This is a genomic window from Pseudomonas sp. R2-37-08W (genome assembly GCF_003851705.1).
Taxonomy (GTDB): Bacteria; Pseudomonadota; Gammaproteobacteria; order Pseudomonadales; family Pseudomonadaceae; genus Aquipseudomonas.
On record NZ_CP027728.1, the window covers coordinates 1,173,518 to 1,190,196 of the forward strand.

The following is a 16,679-nucleotide window of genomic DNA, read 5'->3' on the forward strand; positions in this document are numbered from 1 at the left end:
TGCGAATTTTCGTCCAGCATCTTAAGTAAATATCCCACGCTCTTATGCCGCGAGTCCCACGAAACGGGGACGCTTATTCCAGTGCGATCGAGCAGTTTGCTGCTGTCAGCCTATACTTGGGCCACTACCAGAAGTGATTCGGGAGCACGACGATGTTTGCGCTCATGCACAGCACCCGCCTGGAATCGCTGCACCTGAGCGTCGACCCGGTGAGCGGGCTGAAGGCGATCATCGCCATTCATAACAGCCGCCTGGGCCCGGCCCTGGGCGGCTGCCGCTATCTTGCCTACCCCGATGATGAAAGTGCCATGGCGGATGCCGCGCGCCTGGCTCAAGGCATGAGCTACAAGGCCGCTTTGGCGGGCTTGCCGGTGGGCGGCGGCACGGCGGTGATCCTGCGCCCCGCCCATGTGGAGAGCCGCGCAAGCCTGTTTGAAGCCTTCGGTCGCTGTGTGGAGCAACTGGGCGGGCGCTACATTACCGCCATCGACAGCGGCACCTCTGTCGCCGACATGGATTGCATCGCCCAACACACCCGGTTCGTCACCAGCACCACGGCCGCCGGTGACCCTGCACCGCATGCGGCCATGGGCGTGTTCACCGGCATCCGCGCCACCGCCATGGCTCGCCTGGGCAGCGACAACCTCGAAGGCCTGCGCGTGGCGGTGCAGGGCCTGGGCAATGTCGGTTACGCCCTGGCCGAACAACTGCACGCGGCGGGTGCCGAACTGTTGGTCAGCGACATCGACCATGGCAAGGTGCAACTGGCCATGGAGCAATTGGGTGCCCACCCCATCGCCAACGACGCTTTGCTCAGCACGCCCTGCGATATCCTCGCGCCTTGCGGCCTGGGTGCGGTGTTCAATCGCCAGAGCGTCGGCCAACTGCGCTGCGCCGCCGTGGCTGGCTCTGCCAGCGCGCAATTGACCAACCTGCAAGTGGCCGACCAACTGGAAGGGCGCGGCATCCTCTACGCCCCGGACTACGTGATCAATTCCGGCGGCCTGATCTATGTCGCGCTCAAACACAGCGGCGCCGAGCTGGCGAGCATCACCGCGCACCTGTCCAACATCGGCAAGCGCCTGACCGAAGTCTACGCCCATGCCCAAGCCGAAAAACGCTCCCCGGCACGGGTCGCGGATGAGCTCGCCGAGCGCCTGCTGTACCAATGAACAGGCATTAAAAAGGCCCTGAATCCATGATTCAGGGCCTGTTCAATTCGGGCTTTATTCCGCCGCCGCGTTCAGCAACTCGGACAACGCGTCCGGCTGGCTCTTGAACGCCTTGGCAAATACATCGCGGTTCTTCGCCATGTAGATCCCGGCTTCCTCCACCTGCTGCTCGCTCAAGGACGGCACGGCTTTTTGCAACACTTCTGCCAGCAACTCAGCGAGTTCAAGCATCTTGTCATGACGGTCAGCTTCGGCTTTATCCATGAACAAACGCTCCAGATCTCGGCTGCTGCGGTATACCACTTCGACGGCCATTCACCACCTCACATGCCTTCACGATAGTTGTCTTTTGCGACTACTGTATTTATATACAGCGAAAAGCATAAGCCAAACGCGGGGGTTTGGATAGTAGGTTTTTAATGTAGTTGGGAAATGGGGGTTTGCTACAGCGCAAATGCTCATTGTGGCGAGCACGCTCGCCCCTTTGCTCTAGGTCTGGTGAGCGCCCTGATTAATCTGTGTCTCATGCCATCGAGCCATCATCTTATGCACGTGCTGGCCTTTTTTCTGCATGCAGAACAACCGTCACGTCCCTCCCGCATTATCCGGTCGAGCCGACCTAAGGAAACATCATCGTGAAAATCAACTGGGCCGAAAAGCTGCGTCAACAAGTCCATGGGCTGGCCGAGTCGCTGGGCAATCTGTTTGTGGAGTCGTTCCACTACCTGGCGCTGTTCGCCATCGGGGCGGTCACTGCCTGGGCGGCGGTGATGGAGTTTCTCGGGATGCTGGAGAACGGGCATATCAAGATCGATGACATCTTGCTGCTGTTCATCTACCTGGAATTGGGCGCCATGGTCGGGATCTATTTCAAGACCAACCACATGCCGGTGCGCTTCCTGATCTACGTGGCAATCACCGCGCTGACGCGTCTGCTGATCTCCAACGTGTCCCATCACAACCCGCCGGATGTGGGCATTATCTACCTGTGCGGTGGGATTCTGCTGCTGGCCTTCGCGATCCTAGTGGTGCGCTACGCGTCGTCGGCCTTTCCGTCGGTGAAGGTCGAAGGCCCGCGTCGTAAGGGCGAGGCGAGCCTGGAAACCGAGAAGGGCGAGCTTTAAAGCCCGACGCTGAACGGCAGGCTACGGGTGGGCGGTGGCTGCAAGAGCTTGTGATTGTCGCCATCGGTCATCACCGCGAGGATTTCCATGGCGCTGTGACCCTGCTCGATGGCGATGCCGAACTGGATGCTCTGCACCAGGCGCTTGAGCCGTTGCGGGTCGTTGCGTTGTTCGGCGCTGATCATGCGTTTGGCCACTACGCCGCTGTCATCGGAGAGCGTGAGCATGATGCTGCCGTCCAGCCGCTGGATGCTCAGGTTGACGCGGTATTGGGGGCTGAAGGTGTCGGTGATGATCTGAAAAGGGTTGTCCATGGTGCGTTACCGCCTGATAAGAACATGCAGTCATTGACGACCGGTGTCGGGAATAGTTCGCGTTGCCTGACCACCGGCCAAAGTCCGTTTTCCTCAGAGGCTGTACAGCAAGGGCCGTGCCGTACAGCGCACTGCCAGACGATCAGCAACTCATGTGGGAGGGGGCTTGCCCCCGATAGCGGTCTTCCAGCCGAGCATTTATTGGCTGACACACCGCTATCGGGGGCAAGCCCCCTCCCACATTTGATACAGGTTGTGCTGGGAACGGTGATCCGTTTCAGGGCAGTACGCAAAAAACGACCGCTGACGGCGCAGTCATCCCGGTCAGCACTCCACCCAGCTGACCGCCAGGCCGCCCCGTGACGTTTCTTTGTATTTGTCATGCATGTCGGCGCCGGTATCGCGCATGGTGCGAATCACCCGGTCGAGGGAAATAAAGTGCTTGCCGTCGCCGCGCAGGGCCATTTGGGTGGCATTGATCGCTTTGACCGCCGCGATGGCGTTGCGCTCGATGCACGGCACCTGCACGAGGCCGCCAACCGGGTCGCAGGTCAGGCCGAGGTTGTGTTCCAGGCCGATTTCGGCGGCGTTTTCCAGTTGCTCAGGTGTAGCGCCGAGGATCTCTGCCAGCCCGGCGGCGGCCATGGCGCAGGCCGAGCCGACTTCGCCCTGGCAGCCGACTTCGGCACCGGAGATCGAGGCGTTTTTCTTGCAGAGGATGCCGACGGCGGCGGCGGCCAGAAAGAAATTGACGACGTCGTCATCGGACGCGTCGGCGTTGAACTTCATGTAGTAATGCAGCACCGCCGGGATGATCCCTGCCGCGCCATTGGTCGGTGCGGTGACCATGCGCCCGCCTGCGGCGTTTTCTTCGTTGACGGCGAGGGCGAACAGGTTGACCCACTCCATGGCTGACAAGGTCGAAGTGATCACGTTGGGCTTGCCGATTTCCAACAGGCTGCGGTGCAATTTCGCAGCGCGACGCGGTACATCCAGCCCACCGGGCAGAATGCCTTCATCGCGCAGGCCTTGTTCCACACACTCGCGCATCACCGACCAGATATGCAGCAGGCCGCTGCGGATGTCTGCGTCGCTGCGCCACGCTCGTTCGTTGGCCATCATCAACTCCGAAACCCGCAGGCCGTGCTGGTTGCACAAGGCCAACAGCTCGACGGCGCTGGAAAACTCGTAGGGCAATTGCACATCGCTGGTCGGCGCAATGCCCGACGCGGCTTCGGCAGCTTCGATGATGAAACCACCGCCCACCGAATAATAGGTTTGCTCGCTTAGCAGGCCGCTGTCGCCATAGGCGTGCAGGGACATGGCGTTGGGGTGGTAGGGCAGGCTTTCGTCGAGCAGCAGCAGGTCGGTGTGCCAGTCGAAGGCAATGTTCTGCTGGCCGGCGAGGAGCAGTTGACCGGACTCGCGCAGTTGCTGGATGCGCGCGTTGATCGAGGTGGGGTCGATGCGATCCGGCCATTCTCCCATCAAGCCCATCACACAGGCGCGATCGGTAGCGTGGCCGACGCCGGTAGCTGACAGCGAACCGTATAAACGCACTTCGACGCGGCGGGTTTCACTGAGCAATCGCTGGTCGATCAATGCCTGGGCAAAGGTCGCCGCAGCGCGCATCGGGCCGACGGTATGGGAGCTGGACGGGCCAATGCCCACCTTGAATAGATCGAAAACACTGATAGCCATGCTAAAGCCTTACAAGCAATGGAGTAGAAATCGCTGCCATGTTTTGTAGAGCAGGCGGAATTGACGCGATACTGAGCCTCTGGATCAGCACTGACCAACGAATTATCCTAAGACACTCTTTAGCAGGACTAAACGCTATGACCCGCCCCCTTCATGGCCAGACGTATGGCTGGCTGCATGTGTTTTCATGCGCTGCACGGCACTTGTCGTTCACCCGCTGCGCCGAAGAACTGCACATCACGCCGGGGGCGGTGAGCCAGCAGATTCGCCAGTTGGAGGAGCGCCTGGGCTTTCGACTGTTTCATCGGCGCGCCAGGGGCGTGGAGCTCAGCGCCGAAGGGCAACGCCTTGCGGCGGTGGTGGGGGAGGCCTATGGCAGCATTGACGCCGAATTACAGCGCCTGGACGCTGGGATGATCAGCGGCACCTTGCGCCTGCGTTCGATCCCGTCGTTTCTTGGCAAGTGGCTGACCCCGCGTCTGCCACGGTTGCAGCAGCGCTTTCCAGACATTCAACTGCGCCTGGTCGCCGAAGACAGCAGCATCGCCCTGCACGAGGGCGACTTCGACCTGGCCGTCGACCTGAACGACGGTAGCTACCCAGGCCTGTTATCCACAGCGCTGCTGGACGAACAGATCTTTCCGGTCTGCGCCCCCAGCCTGCTACGCGGGCGCCCGCCGTTGCATGGGCCGGCGGACCTGGTGCATTTCCCGCTGTTGCACGACATCACCGCCTGGCGTGGGAGTTATGAGTATGCCGAATGGGAGTTTTACCTGGATGCCATTGGTTACCACGACGCCGATGTGCGCCGCGGGCACACCTTCAACCGCAACCACCTGACCATCGAGGCCGCCATTGCCGGTATGGGCGTCGCGATTGCGCGACGCACATTGCTCAACGATGAACTGGAACGCGGCAGCCTGATCGTGCCGTTCGGCCTGGCCGTGCCCAACCACAAACGCTACGTGCTGCTGTATGCGCCAGGCGCATTGAACCATCCGGGCGTGCGTGCGGTGCATGATTGGCTGGTGGAGGAGGCGGGGATTTTCCGGGCACTGCACCCAATGGGAGCGGGGCAATTGTGAGGATATTCAGGGGTAAGAAGATGTAACTAACTCCCCACCCTAACAGCGTTTTTGCTTGTCGTCAGGGTTAATTTGTAATGTAGGATTTATCTTTGCAAAGGGGTTGAATTGTTTCAGCGAGTGCTCAATTGTGTAATCAGGAGGTCATGGTTTCACCACCCCGGTGTTGCAGTTTGTGATCTCTGGCGAGCTAGCTGAAAAGGGAAGAACTATGCAAATCCAAGTCAATAGCGATAACCATATTGAAAGCAGCATCCGACTGGAGGAGTGGGTACGTACTACCATTGAGAGCACGCTCGAACGTTATGAAGAAGACCTGACCCGTGTCGAGGTCTACCTGCGGGATGAGAACGGCGACAAGCCCGGTCCCCACGATTTAAGTTGCCGTCTGGAGGCACGTCCAAAAGGCCATCAAGCGATTTCGGTCTGCCATAAAGCCGATACGCTGGAACAAGCGATCGATGGCGCGGCCACCAAGCTCGACCACGCGCTGGAACATCTATTCGGCAAACTGCAAGGCAAGCCCCGCGCTGCCGGTAAAAACCAGCCGACCACCAAAGTCAATGAAGATGAGCTTGAACAGGAGTTTCTGGAAAAAGAACGGGCCGTATTCAACGGCTGATAGTTTTTTTCACTCCCCATTGAAAACGGGCCTGCGCATGCAGGCCCGTTTTCGTTCAACGGCGCTGTTTGAAGAAATACCCGCTAAGCATCGCCAGCCCGCAAGTACCCAACCCTGCAAAGAGCATGGCCCAGCCGGCGCCGTTGCGCAGCGCCGCCTGGGCCTCGTTGAACGCCAATCCCGGCGCGTCCAGCTTGCCCGCCGCGATGTGCTGGCTGAGGGCCGGCCAATCTATTGCCGTGCTTGGCGGCATGACCTCGGCCAGGTAATGGCTGATCCCCAGCAACAGCACCAGGCCCATCAACGCGATGTTGAGCGCCAGGGTGATCAGCCGTGCGCTGAAGTCGATACCTGAGGCCATGCCCGCGCGGTCAGCCGAGACGGCGCCCGTAGTGGTGTTGGTGGTAGGCGAGTTGGTCAGCGCCAGGCCGATGCCGGCGATCACGCAACTGAGCAGCACCAGCAGCGTGCTTGGCTGCGCGGCGCCATTGGCGGCGGCCATTGCCAGAAACCCCGTGCCCATCGTCGCCAGGCCCACGGGTATGATGCGTTCGGCGCCGTAGCGCAGGGCCAGGCGCTCGGCCAGCGGCGGCACCAGCAAGGTGGGCAAGGTGTAGGCGAGCAGGGCGCCGCCGGTGGTCAGGGTGTCGTAGCCCAGGCCGGCCTGGAAATACAGCGGCAGGTAGATCATGAACGGCCAGAAGCTGAAGTTCATGCCGATCGAGCCCATCAGTGCACCGGTGAAGCGCTGGATGCGCAACACCGAAAAATCGAACATCGGATGGGCGCTGCGCTTTTCAACCACGATGAACAGCAGCAACGCCACCAGCGCCAAACCCGCCCAGCCGAGCATGCCCGGTGTGGTGAAGCCATGCTCGGCGCCCTGGGTGATGAAGTACACCAGGGCGAACACCGCCAGCGTCAAGGTCAGCATGCCAGCGATATCGAGACGATGGCTGGCCGGGTCGCGGGATTCATGCACGCTGATGCGCAACAGCACCAAGGTGAACAGGGTGAGAGGCACATGCGCAAGAAACACCCAGCGCCAGTCCGCGACTGCCAGGATTAGCGCACCGACCATCGGCCCGAACCCCAGGCCCACGCCGGCAATCACGCCCCAGATCGCGAATGCCCGGGCGCGTGCCGCCGGTTCCCGAAACAAGTGCGACAGTATCGCGAACTGGCAGATCATCATCGCGCCGGCGCCGATGCCCTGGACGAAACGCGCCACGATCAGCGTCGACGCGTCGTTGGCCAAGCCACAGGCCAGCGAAGCCAGGCCGAAGACCCACAGGCACAGCACCAGCACGCGTCGACGGCCAAAGCGATCGGCCAGGGTGCCTGCTGCCATCAGCACGCTGGTGCAGGCCAGGGTGTAGGCATTCATGATCCATTGGGCATCTTGAAACCCCGTGCCCAGTTCGCGCTCCAGGGTGGGCAGGATGACCGGCACGCTAGAGATTTCCAGGCCGAACATCAGGGCCACAAGGCACACGGCGGTGAGCGCCAGACCGTTTCTGGCGACATGCGGTGGGCTGAGGGCCGATAGCGTGGCGGCGGGTGGCATGCGACGTTCCTTTCGAGAGTGGGAGGGATTATTCTCTCGGGAATCTGGTGCTTTATTTGCGATGATTTTTCCATGGATAAGGGAATGCAGGGCGACAAACTATGATGAGCACCCCACGTTTCGATGGCGTCGAGCTGTTTGTGCAAATCGTCGAGAGCGGCAGCCTGAGCGCAGCCGCCGACCGGCTGAATCTCACCCGTTCGGCAGTGGGCAAGGGCCTGGCGCGGTTGGAAGCGCGGTTGGGCACTTGCCTATTGCAACGCTCTACGCGCCGCCAGCGTCTGACCGAGGATGGGCAGGCGTATTACGAGCACTGTCTGCGCGCGCTGGCAGAGCTGGAGGCGGCCGAGTCGGTGCTGGAAAGCGGCCGTCAGCAGCCACGCGGGCGCTTACGCGCGAGTTTGCCGCTGGCGTTTGGTCACCACTATGCCGCGCCTGCGCTGTGGGGCTTGATGGATCGCTATCCACAGTTGGAGATCGATATCAGTTTCTCCGACCGCATGACCGATCTGTCGCAGGAAGGCTTCGATCTTGCCGTGCGCATCGGCCCACTACCGGATACCGACCGCCTGAGTGCGCGGCGCCTGGGCGAGCAGGTCATGGGCCTGGCGGCGTCGCCTGCGTATTTGCAGCGCACGGGCCCCATTGCCTGTATTGAAGACTTGTCGGCTCATCGCGGCATTGCCTACCGCACTAACAGCGCTCATCGCTCGCGCCTGGTCACGCCCTTGGTGTTGGACGACCTCCAGGCCGTGGCCGATGCGGCCATCGCGGGTGTGGGGCTGGCCTGGTTGCCGAGTTGGTTGATCGCCCACTATGCGCTGCGCGGGCAACTGGCGGCGGTGCTGGCCGATTTCCGCGAACAGCCGGCCCCCATCCATGTGATCTGGCCGACGGCGACGCACATGCCGGCCAAGACCCGATGCGCCATCGACGCCCTGGTCGCGGCCACCCCCAGTTGCCTGGCGGGCAGTTAGAACCCGAAATCCCGGACACACCGAGACTCAAATGTGGGAGGGGGCTTGCTCCCGATAGCAGAGTGTCAGTCAGTATATTTTTAACTGACCCACCGCCATCGGGGGCAAGCCCCCTCCCACATTTGACCGAGTACCGCTTAGAGATTCGGTCTGGCCATCGAGCTGAAGTCGATGAACCAGTCCGGGGCTTGAATAACACCACAGATACAATGTGGGAGGGGGCTTGCCCCCGATTGCGGTGGGTCAGCTATAGATAAGCCGACTGACACTCCGCCATCGGGAGCAAGCCCCCTCCCACATTTGGATTTTTTGTGATCTACAAAGGCAGGCAGTCAGAACGCGATAGACGTTTGCACATACACCGTGCGCGGCTCACCCACGTACTTGCCCTTGTTGTTATCGTCGAACGAGCGCGTGTAGTACTGCTTGTTGAAGATATTCTTCACGCCGACCGCCACGTTCAAGTCCGACAGCTGTGGGCCGAAGTCATACGCTGCGCGGCTGCTGAACAGCATGTAGCCGGGGATGCGTCCATTCGCGCCGTCGGCGCTTTCGGCCTGGGTGTTGGCGTTGTCGGCGAATTGGCTGCTCTGGTAGCTGCTGTCCAGGTTGAGCTTCCACGGGCCTTCGGTGTAACCCACGCCGAGGGTGCCTTTGTGCCTGGACGAGAAGGGCACGCGGTTGCCTTTGTTCGGGCCGTCTTCGCGGATGGTCGCGTCGACATACGCATAGGTGGCGTACACATCGAAGCCGGCCAGCGCAGGATTCAAGCCGTCGAGGGCATAGTTGATGCTCGACTCGATGCCCTGGTGCCGCGTTTCACCGCGTGCGATCACGGTGTCACTGGTTTGGTTGCTGTCGTACTGGTTGTCGAAATTGATCAGGAACGCACCGATTTCCGCGCGCAGGCTGCCGTTGTCATAGCGCGTACCGAGCTCCCAGGTGCGGGCTTTTTCCGGTTTCACTTCACCGCTGCTCACGCGGTTGGGCATCTGGCTGTACTGCACGCTGCCGAACGAGCCTTCAGTGTTGGCATAGAGGTTCCAGTCGTCGGTGAGGTGGTAGAGCACGTTCAACGCCGGCAGCGCAGTGTTGTAGTCGCCTTTGTAATTGACGTTGCTCAGGTTGTTGGTCTGCTGGGACTTGATCATCTCGTAGCGGATGCCCGGCGTGAGGGTCCACTTGCCGATATCGATGCGGTCGTCGATGAAGAACGCATTGGCCTCGGTGCCGCCGCGCGTGTCGCGGTCGTTGCGGCTGTCGGTGGTCGGGATTTGCTGGTTGGCCGCAATCGGCGTGCGGTAGCGCAGCTCGTGGCCGGCTTCATTGATGTAGCGGTAGCCGACGCCGACTTCGTGTGTGGTGGGGCCGAGGTCGAAGCCTTGGGCGAAGCGGGTTTCCAGGCCGCGTACCCAGTACTCGCGCGGTGACAGCGAGAGGAAGTTGCCCTGGTCGAGGTAACCGCTGCGCAGCGTCTTGGTGAAGAAGCTGTTGACCGTGAACTCACGGCGGTCCTGCTCGTAGCGGTAGCCTAAGTTGAACATCGTACGGCGGCCCCAGAACTTATCGTAGGGGCGGGTCGACTGGTACGGGTCAGCCTTGTAGTCCTTGACGTTCAAGCCGCCGGGCATATCGGCCTGGCCTTCGTAGTACTGCGCCATGGCGTTGAAGCTGTTGGCGTCGTCCAGTTGGTATTTGCCCTTGAGGATCAGGTCGTCGATGCGCGTGTCACTGTTTTCGCGCCAGTCGCCGCCACGGGTGCCGGAGTACAGGAGCGCGCCGCCCAGGCCATTGTCGGCGGTGCCACCGGCCAGCAGGTTGCCGGTGGTCTTGAAGCCGTCGTGGCTGGAGGACGGGCTGGTTTCGGTTTGCAGGCCGCCTTTGACGGTGGGCGCATCCGGGATCGCACGGGTCACGAAGTTGACGATGCCGCCGACGTTTTGCGGGCCGTAGCGCACCGCGCCGCCGCCGCGTACCACGTCGACCGCGTCCATGTTGCCCATGCTGATCGGTGCGAATGACAGTTGCGGCTGGCCATATGGTGCGAAAGGCACGGGAATGCCGTCCATCAATACCGTGGAGCGCGACGCCAGGCGTGGGTTGAGCCCGCGAATACCGAAGTTCAGCGCCATGTCGTGGCTGCCGGTGCCGTTGTTGTCCGGGGCGTTGACGCCGGGGATGCGGTTGAGCACGTCGCGGGCCTGGGTCGCGCCCTGGCGTTCGAAGGCTTCGCGGCGGATCACATCGCGCGCGCCGGGGTGTTCGAACACGTTGGTCTGCGCTGCATCGCCGAGCCAGTTGCCGACCACGTTGGAGGTCTGCAGCTCGAGGGTCACCGGGGCGCTGGCCGGTTGCAGGCTGTAGGCGTTGTCGCCCTCGGCACGGGCTTGCAGGCCACTGCCTTCCAACAGTTTATTCAGGCCTTCGGCGGTGCTGTAGGTGCCCGACAAGCCCGGGCTTTGCAGGCCGGCGGTGACCTCGGAGCCGAAAGACACCAGCACCCCGGCTTCGCGGCCGAACTGGTTCAGGGCCGCTTCCAGGCTGGTCGGTGCGATGTGATAGGCCTTGGCTTCGCCCGCCATCACTGGGGGCAGCGCGGTCAGGCTGAGGCTGGCGCCGAGGAGGAGTTGGCGCAGGGAACGGGCAAGAAGCGTCGGTTGCAGGGGCATGAAGGGCGGTCCTGAGAAGGAAGGATCAAGGTGGCTTTCCTTCTCTGTCACGCGAGGACTGGAAAACGGCTCACTGTTTTTCTGAATAATTTCAGGCGCGGGCCTGAACCGTCACCCAGTAGCGGGTAAAGCGTCGCACGGTGACCGGCAGGCTGACTTCCAGCAGGTCGAGGATGCGTTCGCTGTCATCCAGTGGATAGCTGCCTGACAGCAACAGGTTTGCCACCTGCGGGTCGCAATTGAGCTGGCCGCGACGGTAGCGCCCCAGTTCGCCGAGGAAATCCTCCAGGCGCATATGCGCAGCCACCAGCATGCCGTCTGCCCAAGCGCCGCTGTTGGCGTCAGTGGGGCGAGGGCTGTCCCAGCCTTTGCGGGTGTAATTGACCTGATGCGCGGCCTCGACGGTCAGCGGCAGGCCGCTGTAGTGGTTGGGCATCACGTCGACCCGGCCGTCGAGCACCGCCAATTGAGTATGGTCGCTGAACTGCCGCACGTTCAGGCGCGCCGCCTGGCTGCTGAGCAGACCCTGGCTGGTGAGTACGCGCAGCGGCGTGGCACCGGCGCGGGCGGTCAGCAGGATTTCACCTTCGAGCAGGCGGATCAGTCGCTGCTGGCTATCGACATGCACATCCACCGCGCTGCCGGTGTTGAGCTGCAACTGGCTGCCGTCGGCCAACTGCACGGTGCGGCGCTGGCCGACAGGGCTGCGGTAGTCGGCGGTCAGCGGCGGCAGAATACGCTGCTGGCGCAGGCTCCAGGCTGCCGCCGAACCGGCGCCGAGGAGCAACAGAAGTTTCAGCGCCTGGCGCCGGCTGTTGGACGCCGGTGCATTCAACGCCGCGTGCGCCAGGGGCGAAGGCACGCCGCGCAGGCGCTGGTTGACGCGCTGGATGTGGTCCCACGCGCGCTGGTGCTCGCTGTGCGCATCCAGCCATTGCTGCCAGGCGGCCTGTTGGCGCGGGTCGAGCGTGCCTTGCTGCATTTGCAGCAACCAGTGCACGGCTTGTTCGGCAACGGTGGGCGAGATGTTCATAGAGCGAAGTAGCAGCGCAGGGCGGCTTTATGCAGATGGCGTTTGACCGTGGCAATGGAGATACCCAACTGCGCACCGATTTGCGCATAGGTAAGGCCATCGAGCTGGGCCAGCAGGAAGGCGCGCTTGACCTGGACCGGCAGGCCGTCGAGCAATTGGTCCAGCTCCACCAGGGTTTGCAGGATGATGGCGCGGTCTTCCTCAGACGGCGTCACCTGCTCCGGCAGTTGCGCCAGGGCATCGAGGTAGGCGCGTTCCAGGTCCTGGCGACGGTAAAAGTTGAACAGCACGCGCTTGGCGACCGTGGTGAGAAAGGCGCGGGGTTCGTTCAGCGTTGGCGCTTCCCGTGCGCTGAGTACACGGATGAAGGTGTCCTGGGCCAGGTCGGCGGCGCTTTCCGGGCAGCCGAGCTTGCGTCGCAACCAGCCGGTAAGCCAGTGATGATGGTCGTTGTACAGAACTTCGACGGTGTGGGACGGTGGCAACGGGATCACTCCATCAGCATCGGCATGCTTTAGAGAACAAGAATTGTTCGCATTGTAGGGGCGGGGACGAGGTTCGGCAATCCGCGAAGCCGGTGATTCATCCGTTCTCTTTTGCTTATGAGAATATTTATCATTAATATTGCGCGCTGATGAACTTGGCGCCTGTCGCATGAACAGCAAAACCCCACTGCCCGCGTCCTATCGCCTTGCCGTCACCTCCCGGGTGCTGGCGGCGGTGGTCGGCGGTTATCTGATGGCCTCCCTGGCCGCTATCTGCCTCGCACTGTGGCTGCCCACGACCCGCGCCGATGCGGTGATCACCGGCATGATGAGTTCGTTCGTGTTCTACCTGCTGGCAGTGCTCTGGTGTTTTGCCTGCCGCACGGCATGGCGTGCCTGGGCGGGGGTGATGCTGCCAAGCGCGCTGTTCGCCACCCTGGCGGGCATCGGTTTCTGGGTGGCGCGCACATGAAGGAAGGCTTTCGCCAAGCCATGGCCTGGCTGCACACCTGGGCGGGGTTGATCTTCGGCTGGCTGCTGTTCGCGATTTTCCTGACCGGCACCCTGGCTTATTTCAAGGACGAAATAACCCACTGGATGCAGCCCGAAGTGCAGGCCCACCCGTTGGACGACGCGCGCAGCCTCGCCGTGGCGCAGCGCTATCTGCAGCAACAGGCGCCCACTGCCGCGCACTGGTTCATCACCTTGCCCACCCGCCGCGACCCCGGCCTGTCGGTGATGTGGCAAGACAAGGTCGACCCCGGCAAGCGCGGCAATTTCACCCGGAAAATCCTCGACCCGGTCAGCGGCCAAGCGGTGCAAGCCCGTGAAAGCATGGGTGGCGAATTCTTCTACCGTTTCCACTTCCAGCTGCAAATGCCTTACCCGTGGGGCCGCTGGCTGTCGACCATCGCCGCCATGGTGATGTTCGTCGCGCTGATCACCGGCATCATCACCCACAAGAAAATCTTCAAGGACTTCTTCACCTTCCGCCCGCGCAAAGGCCAGCGTTCCTGGCTGGACGGGCACAACGCGGTGGGCGTGCTGGTGTTGCCGTTCCACCTGATGATCACCTACAGCAGCCTGGTGATTTTCATGAACATGGTGATGCCGGCGCCGATCATGGCTTCGTATGGCAACGACAGCCGTGCGTTCTTCAATGAGGTGTTCCCCAGTGCCGATAACGCGCCGGCGCTCGGCCAGCCGGGCACCTTGCTGGCATTGTGGCCGATGTACCAGCAGGCGCAGCAACAGTGGGCGGGTGGGCATGTCGGACGCTTGGCGGTGAATAATCCGAGTGACGTCAACGCCGCGGTGAATGTGTTCCGCGCCGGGTCCGACAGCGTGGCGCAGGATTTCGGCAGCAGCCTATCGTTCAGCGGCACCACGGGCGAACTGTTGCGGGCCAGTGGCGAGCCGTCGTTGCCGGCGGTCATCGGCGGCGGTTTCTACGGTTTGCACATGGGCCATTTCGCCGGCCCGATGCTGCGCTGGCTGTACTTTGTCTGTGGCCTGGCCGGCACGGCGATGATCGGTACCGGGCTGGTGATCTGGATCGGCAAGCGCCAGTTCAAGCACGCCAAAACCGGCATGATGCCGTTTGAGCTGCGCCTGGTGGAGGTGCTGAATATTGCCAGCATGTCCGGCCTGGTGATCGCCATCGCACTGTTCTTCTGGGCGAACCGTTTGTTGCCGGTGAGCTTCGCCGAGCGTTCCGACTGGGAAGTGCGCGCCTTCTTTATCGCTTGGGCCCTGAGCCTGCTGCACGCGCTGTTGCGGCGCGGCCGCCCGGCGTGGGTCGAGCAATTGAGCGTGGGCGCGCTGCTGTTGGTGGCCATCCCGCTGGTCAATGCACTGACCACTTCCCACCATTTGGGCGTTTCCCTGGTGAGTGGCGACTGGGCCATGGCCGGCTTCGACCTGACGTGCCTGGCCTGCGGCCTGTTTCTGGGCTGGGCCGCCTGGAAGATGCAGCGCCGCACCGCAACGCAGCCCAAGGCGCCGCGCGCAGGTGCATTGACGTTCAAACAGGAGGCCAGCTGAATGCTGCTCGCGCTGCTCATGTGCTACGCCGGGTTTACCGCGCTGTGCCTGTCGACCGACCGCCATCACGGCGAGTTGCTGCGCAGCAAACCCTCGCCTTTACGGCGTCTGGGGTTGCGTGCGGCCGGTTGGTCGCTGCTGGCGCTGTCGCCCTGGCCGGCGGTGGCCGCCATGGGCTGGGGCCAGGGATTGGTGGTGTGGTGCGCGGTGTTGATGCTCAGTGCTTTGCTGCTGGTGCTGCTGCTGCCGTATCGGCCACGGCTGGCGTTGAGCCTCGCGGGCGTAGGCCTGCTGGCCAGCCCGGTCGCGGCGTTCGGCCTGTTCTGAGTTGCCCAGGATGATCAGCCCTGCGCCGAAGCCTCAAGACCGTTCGCACCCGGACGCCGCCGGTGGGCGGGCGCATTTCCTGCAGGTGTTCCTGTCCCAGCGTTCGCAGATGGAGGCGCTGGTCAGCCGCCGTGTCGGTTGCCGCGCCACGGCGGCGGATCTGGTGCAAGACCTGTTCCTGCGCTTCTGGCGTCGCCCGCTGGTGCAGGTCGAAGAGCTCAGCACCTACCTGCTGCGCTGCGCCAGCAATATCGCCATCGACCATTTGCGCAGCGAAGGCGCCCGCGTGCGCAGTAATGAAGGCTGGCTGCCGGAACAGCAGGGCAACCAGGGCTGCGAACCCCAGGCGGCCCTCGAAGCGGGCAATGATTTGCGTCATGTCGAAGCCGCCTTGCGCAGTTTGCCCGAGCGCACTCGCCAGATTTTCCTGCTCAACCGCATCCACGGCCGCAAATACGCGCAAATCGCCAAGGCGATGGGCGTGTCCCAAAGCGCTGTGGAAAAACACATGATGCGTGCCCTCCAAGCCTGCAAGGCGAGCCTGAGCGAACCGTCGCCCCCACGCACGCCAGGAAAAGCACCGTGAACGTGACGCCCACGCCTGCCCAGGAACAGGCCGCGCTCGCCTGGCTGAGCCTGCTGCACGACCAGCCCAGCAGTGGCGATCAAGCCAGCTTCAGCCAATGGTTGCGGGCCGACCCCGCCCATGTCCACGCCTATTCCCAGGCCCAGGTGCTGTGGGAGTTGAGCGAAGTACCGGCACGCACCTTGGCCGACGAAGACGCGCAGGCGTTGCAGGGCTATCTCAATGTGATGAACCGTTCCACGCGCTCGCGCACGTTGCGCTGGTCTGGCGCCTTGGCCGCGGCCGCCTGTGTGTTGTTGATGGTAGCGGTGGGCGCCGGTTGGCAACCGTCGCGCTGGGTCGATGACTTCGGCGCCGATTACGTGACGGCGCCAGGGGAAGTGCGGACCGTGACCCTGGCCGATCAGTCCCACGTTACCCTCGACGCCGACAGCGCCATTGCCGTGGATTTCAGCCACGGCGAGCGGCATGTCCAGTTGCGTCGAGGGGCCGGGTTTTTCCAGGTTGTCCACACCGGCCAGCCGTTTATGGTCGAGGCGGGCAGCGGAGAAACGCGGGTGCTGGGCACGCAGTTCGAAGTGCGCCTGCAACCGGCGGGGGCACAGGTGACCGTGTTGTCCGGTCGGGTTGGTGTGACGCCCTCCAAACAGGCGCCGCAGCAAATTCTGACGGCAGGCCAGCAAGTAGCCTACGCCGAGGGTGTAGCCGAGCCGCTGCATGCGGTAGACAGCGAAGCACGCCTGGCCTGGCGCGATGGATGGCTCAATTACTACAAGGCGCCGCTGGCCGAGGTGATCGAGGATTTGGCGCGCTATTATCCCGGCCGCATCCTGTTGCTCAATGACGAGATGGGCGCCAAACGCGTCAGCGGCAGCTTTCCAAGCAAGGACCCGCTAGCGGTGCTCAATGCCCTGCAAGCGGTGCTGGGCTTTGAGCAGCACACAGTGCTGGGCCGGATGATTGTGGTGCGCTAA

General features: G+C 62.6%; 17 protein-coding genes. 10 read left to right on the forward strand and 7 right to left on the reverse strand.

Going from position 1 to position 16,679, the window contains the following annotated elements; translation table 11 throughout:
* Nucleotides 1-152 precede the first annotated feature (152 nt).
* The gene (locus tag C4J93_RS05190; RefSeq protein ID WP_124403169.1) at nt 153-1,172 is read left to right on the forward strand and encodes a Glu/Leu/Phe/Val dehydrogenase dimerization domain-containing protein; all 1,020 of its coding nucleotides are present in this window, start codon (nt 153-155) and stop codon (nt 1,170-1,172) included.
* A 54-nt stretch (nt 1,173-1,226) separates the two neighbouring features.
* On the opposite strand, the gene C4J93_RS05195 is transcribed toward C4J93_RS05190, so the two are convergent.
* Nucleotides 1,227-1,487 carry a YebG family protein gene (locus tag C4J93_RS05195; RefSeq protein ID WP_003171979.1) on the reverse strand — a complete coding sequence of 87 codons (261 nt, stop codon included), beginning with the start codon at nt 1,485-1,487 and terminating at the stop codon, nt 1,227-1,229.
* A gap of 320 nt (nt 1,488-1,807) precedes the next feature.
* Here C4J93_RS05195 and C4J93_RS05200 point away from each other — a divergent pair, with 320 nt between their 5' ends.
* Nucleotides 1,808-2,296: a phosphate-starvation-inducible protein PsiE gene (locus C4J93_RS05200; protein ID WP_057724703.1), complete on the forward strand. Its 489-nt coding sequence runs from the start codon at nt 1,808-1,810 to the stop codon at nt 2,294-2,296.
* Here the strand turns inward: C4J93_RS05200 and C4J93_RS05205 are convergent.
* Both C4J93_RS05205 and C4J93_RS05210 read right to left on the reverse strand, forming a co-directional pair.
* Nucleotides 2,293-2,610, reverse strand: a complete 318-nt coding sequence (locus C4J93_RS05205; protein WP_124361424.1) for a DUF3509 domain-containing protein — start codon at nt 2,608-2,610, stop codon at nt 2,293-2,295. The two genes, C4J93_RS05200 and C4J93_RS05205, sit on opposite strands and share 4 nt — an antisense overlap.
* A gap of 324 nt (nt 2,611-2,934) precedes the next feature.
* Nucleotides 2,935-4,311, reverse strand: coding sequence for an L-serine ammonia-lyase (locus tag C4J93_RS05210; protein ID WP_124428753.1), 1,377 nt, complete (start codon nt 4,309-4,311; stop codon nt 2,935-2,937).
* Nucleotides 4,312-4,448: 137 nt separating this feature from the next.
* Between C4J93_RS05210 and C4J93_RS05215 the strand changes: the two genes are divergently transcribed.
* Nucleotides 4,449-5,396, forward strand: coding sequence for a LysR substrate-binding domain-containing protein (locus C4J93_RS05215; protein ID WP_124428754.1), 948 nt, complete (start codon nt 4,449-4,451; stop codon nt 5,394-5,396).
* Between the two features lie 211 nt (nt 5,397-5,607).
* On the forward strand, nt 5,608-6,018 hold the full coding sequence (locus tag C4J93_RS05220; RefSeq protein WP_124403172.1) for an HPF/RaiA family ribosome-associated protein: 411 nt from the start codon (nt 5,608-5,610) through the stop codon (nt 6,016-6,018).
* Between the two features lie 55 nt (nt 6,019-6,073).
* Here C4J93_RS05220 and C4J93_RS05225 read toward each other — a convergent pair whose 3' ends face one another.
* Complete coding sequence (locus tag C4J93_RS05225; protein ID WP_124428755.1) at nt 6,074-7,585, reverse strand: MFS transporter; 1,512 nt, start codon at nt 7,583-7,585, stop codon at nt 6,074-6,076.
* A gap of 104 nt (nt 7,586-7,689) precedes the next feature.
* Here C4J93_RS05225 and C4J93_RS05230 point away from each other — a divergent pair, with 104 nt between their 5' ends.
* Nucleotides 7,690-8,562: a LysR family transcriptional regulator gene (locus C4J93_RS05230; RefSeq protein WP_124430842.1), complete on the forward strand. Its 873-nt coding sequence runs from the start codon at nt 7,690-7,692 to the stop codon at nt 8,560-8,562.
* A gap of 332 nt (nt 8,563-8,894) precedes the next feature.
* Here the strand turns inward: C4J93_RS05230 and fecA are convergent, their stop codons facing one another.
* The 3 genes from fecA to C4J93_RS05245 form a co-directional block, all read right to left on the reverse strand.
* Nucleotides 8,895-11,231, reverse strand: coding sequence for a TonB-dependent Fe(3+) dicitrate receptor FecA (gene fecA, locus C4J93_RS05235; RefSeq protein ID WP_124428756.1), 2,337 nt, complete (start codon nt 11,229-11,231; stop codon nt 8,895-8,897).
* A 91-nt stretch (nt 11,232-11,322) separates the two neighbouring features.
* Nucleotides 11,323-12,264 carry a FecR domain-containing protein gene (locus C4J93_RS05240; protein ID WP_124428757.1) on the reverse strand — a complete coding sequence of 314 codons (942 nt, stop codon included), beginning with the start codon at nt 12,262-12,264 and terminating at the stop codon, nt 11,323-11,325.
* On the reverse strand, nt 12,261-12,749 hold the full coding sequence (locus C4J93_RS05245) for a sigma-70 family RNA polymerase sigma factor (protein WP_124428758.1): 489 nt from the start codon (nt 12,747-12,749) through the stop codon (nt 12,261-12,263). Before C4J93_RS05245 ends, C4J93_RS05240 begins: the two co-directional genes overlap by 4 nt.
* Before the next feature lie 169 nt (nt 12,750-12,918).
* Here C4J93_RS05245 and C4J93_RS05250 point away from each other — a divergent pair, with 169 nt between their 5' ends.
* The 5 genes from C4J93_RS05250 to C4J93_RS05270 are packed head-to-tail and all read left to right on the forward strand — an operon-like array spanning nt 12,919 to nt 16,679.
* The gene (locus C4J93_RS05250) at nt 12,919-13,221 is read left to right on the forward strand and encodes a DUF3649 domain-containing protein (protein ID WP_124406358.1); all 303 of its coding nucleotides are present in this window, start codon (nt 12,919-12,921) and stop codon (nt 13,219-13,221) included.
* Nucleotides 13,218-14,792 (forward strand): PepSY domain-containing protein, encoded by a 1,575-nt coding sequence (locus C4J93_RS05255; protein ID WP_124428759.1) that lies wholly within the window; start codon nt 13,218-13,220, stop codon nt 14,790-14,792. Before C4J93_RS05250 ends, C4J93_RS05255 begins: the two co-directional genes overlap by 4 nt.
* The gene (locus C4J93_RS05260) at nt 14,793-15,119 is read left to right on the forward strand and encodes a DUF3325 domain-containing protein (RefSeq protein WP_124428760.1); all 327 of its coding nucleotides are present in this window, start codon (nt 14,793-14,795) and stop codon (nt 15,117-15,119) included.
* Nucleotides 15,120-15,129: 10 nt separating this feature from the next.
* Nucleotides 15,130-15,705, forward strand: coding sequence for an RNA polymerase sigma factor (locus C4J93_RS05265; RefSeq protein ID WP_124428761.1), 576 nt, complete (start codon nt 15,130-15,132; stop codon nt 15,703-15,705).
* A complete protein-coding gene (locus C4J93_RS05270) occupies nt 15,702-16,679 on the forward strand; it encodes a FecR family protein (RefSeq protein WP_124428762.1) in 978 nt (325 codons plus the stop codon). Before C4J93_RS05265 ends, C4J93_RS05270 begins: the two co-directional genes overlap by 4 nt.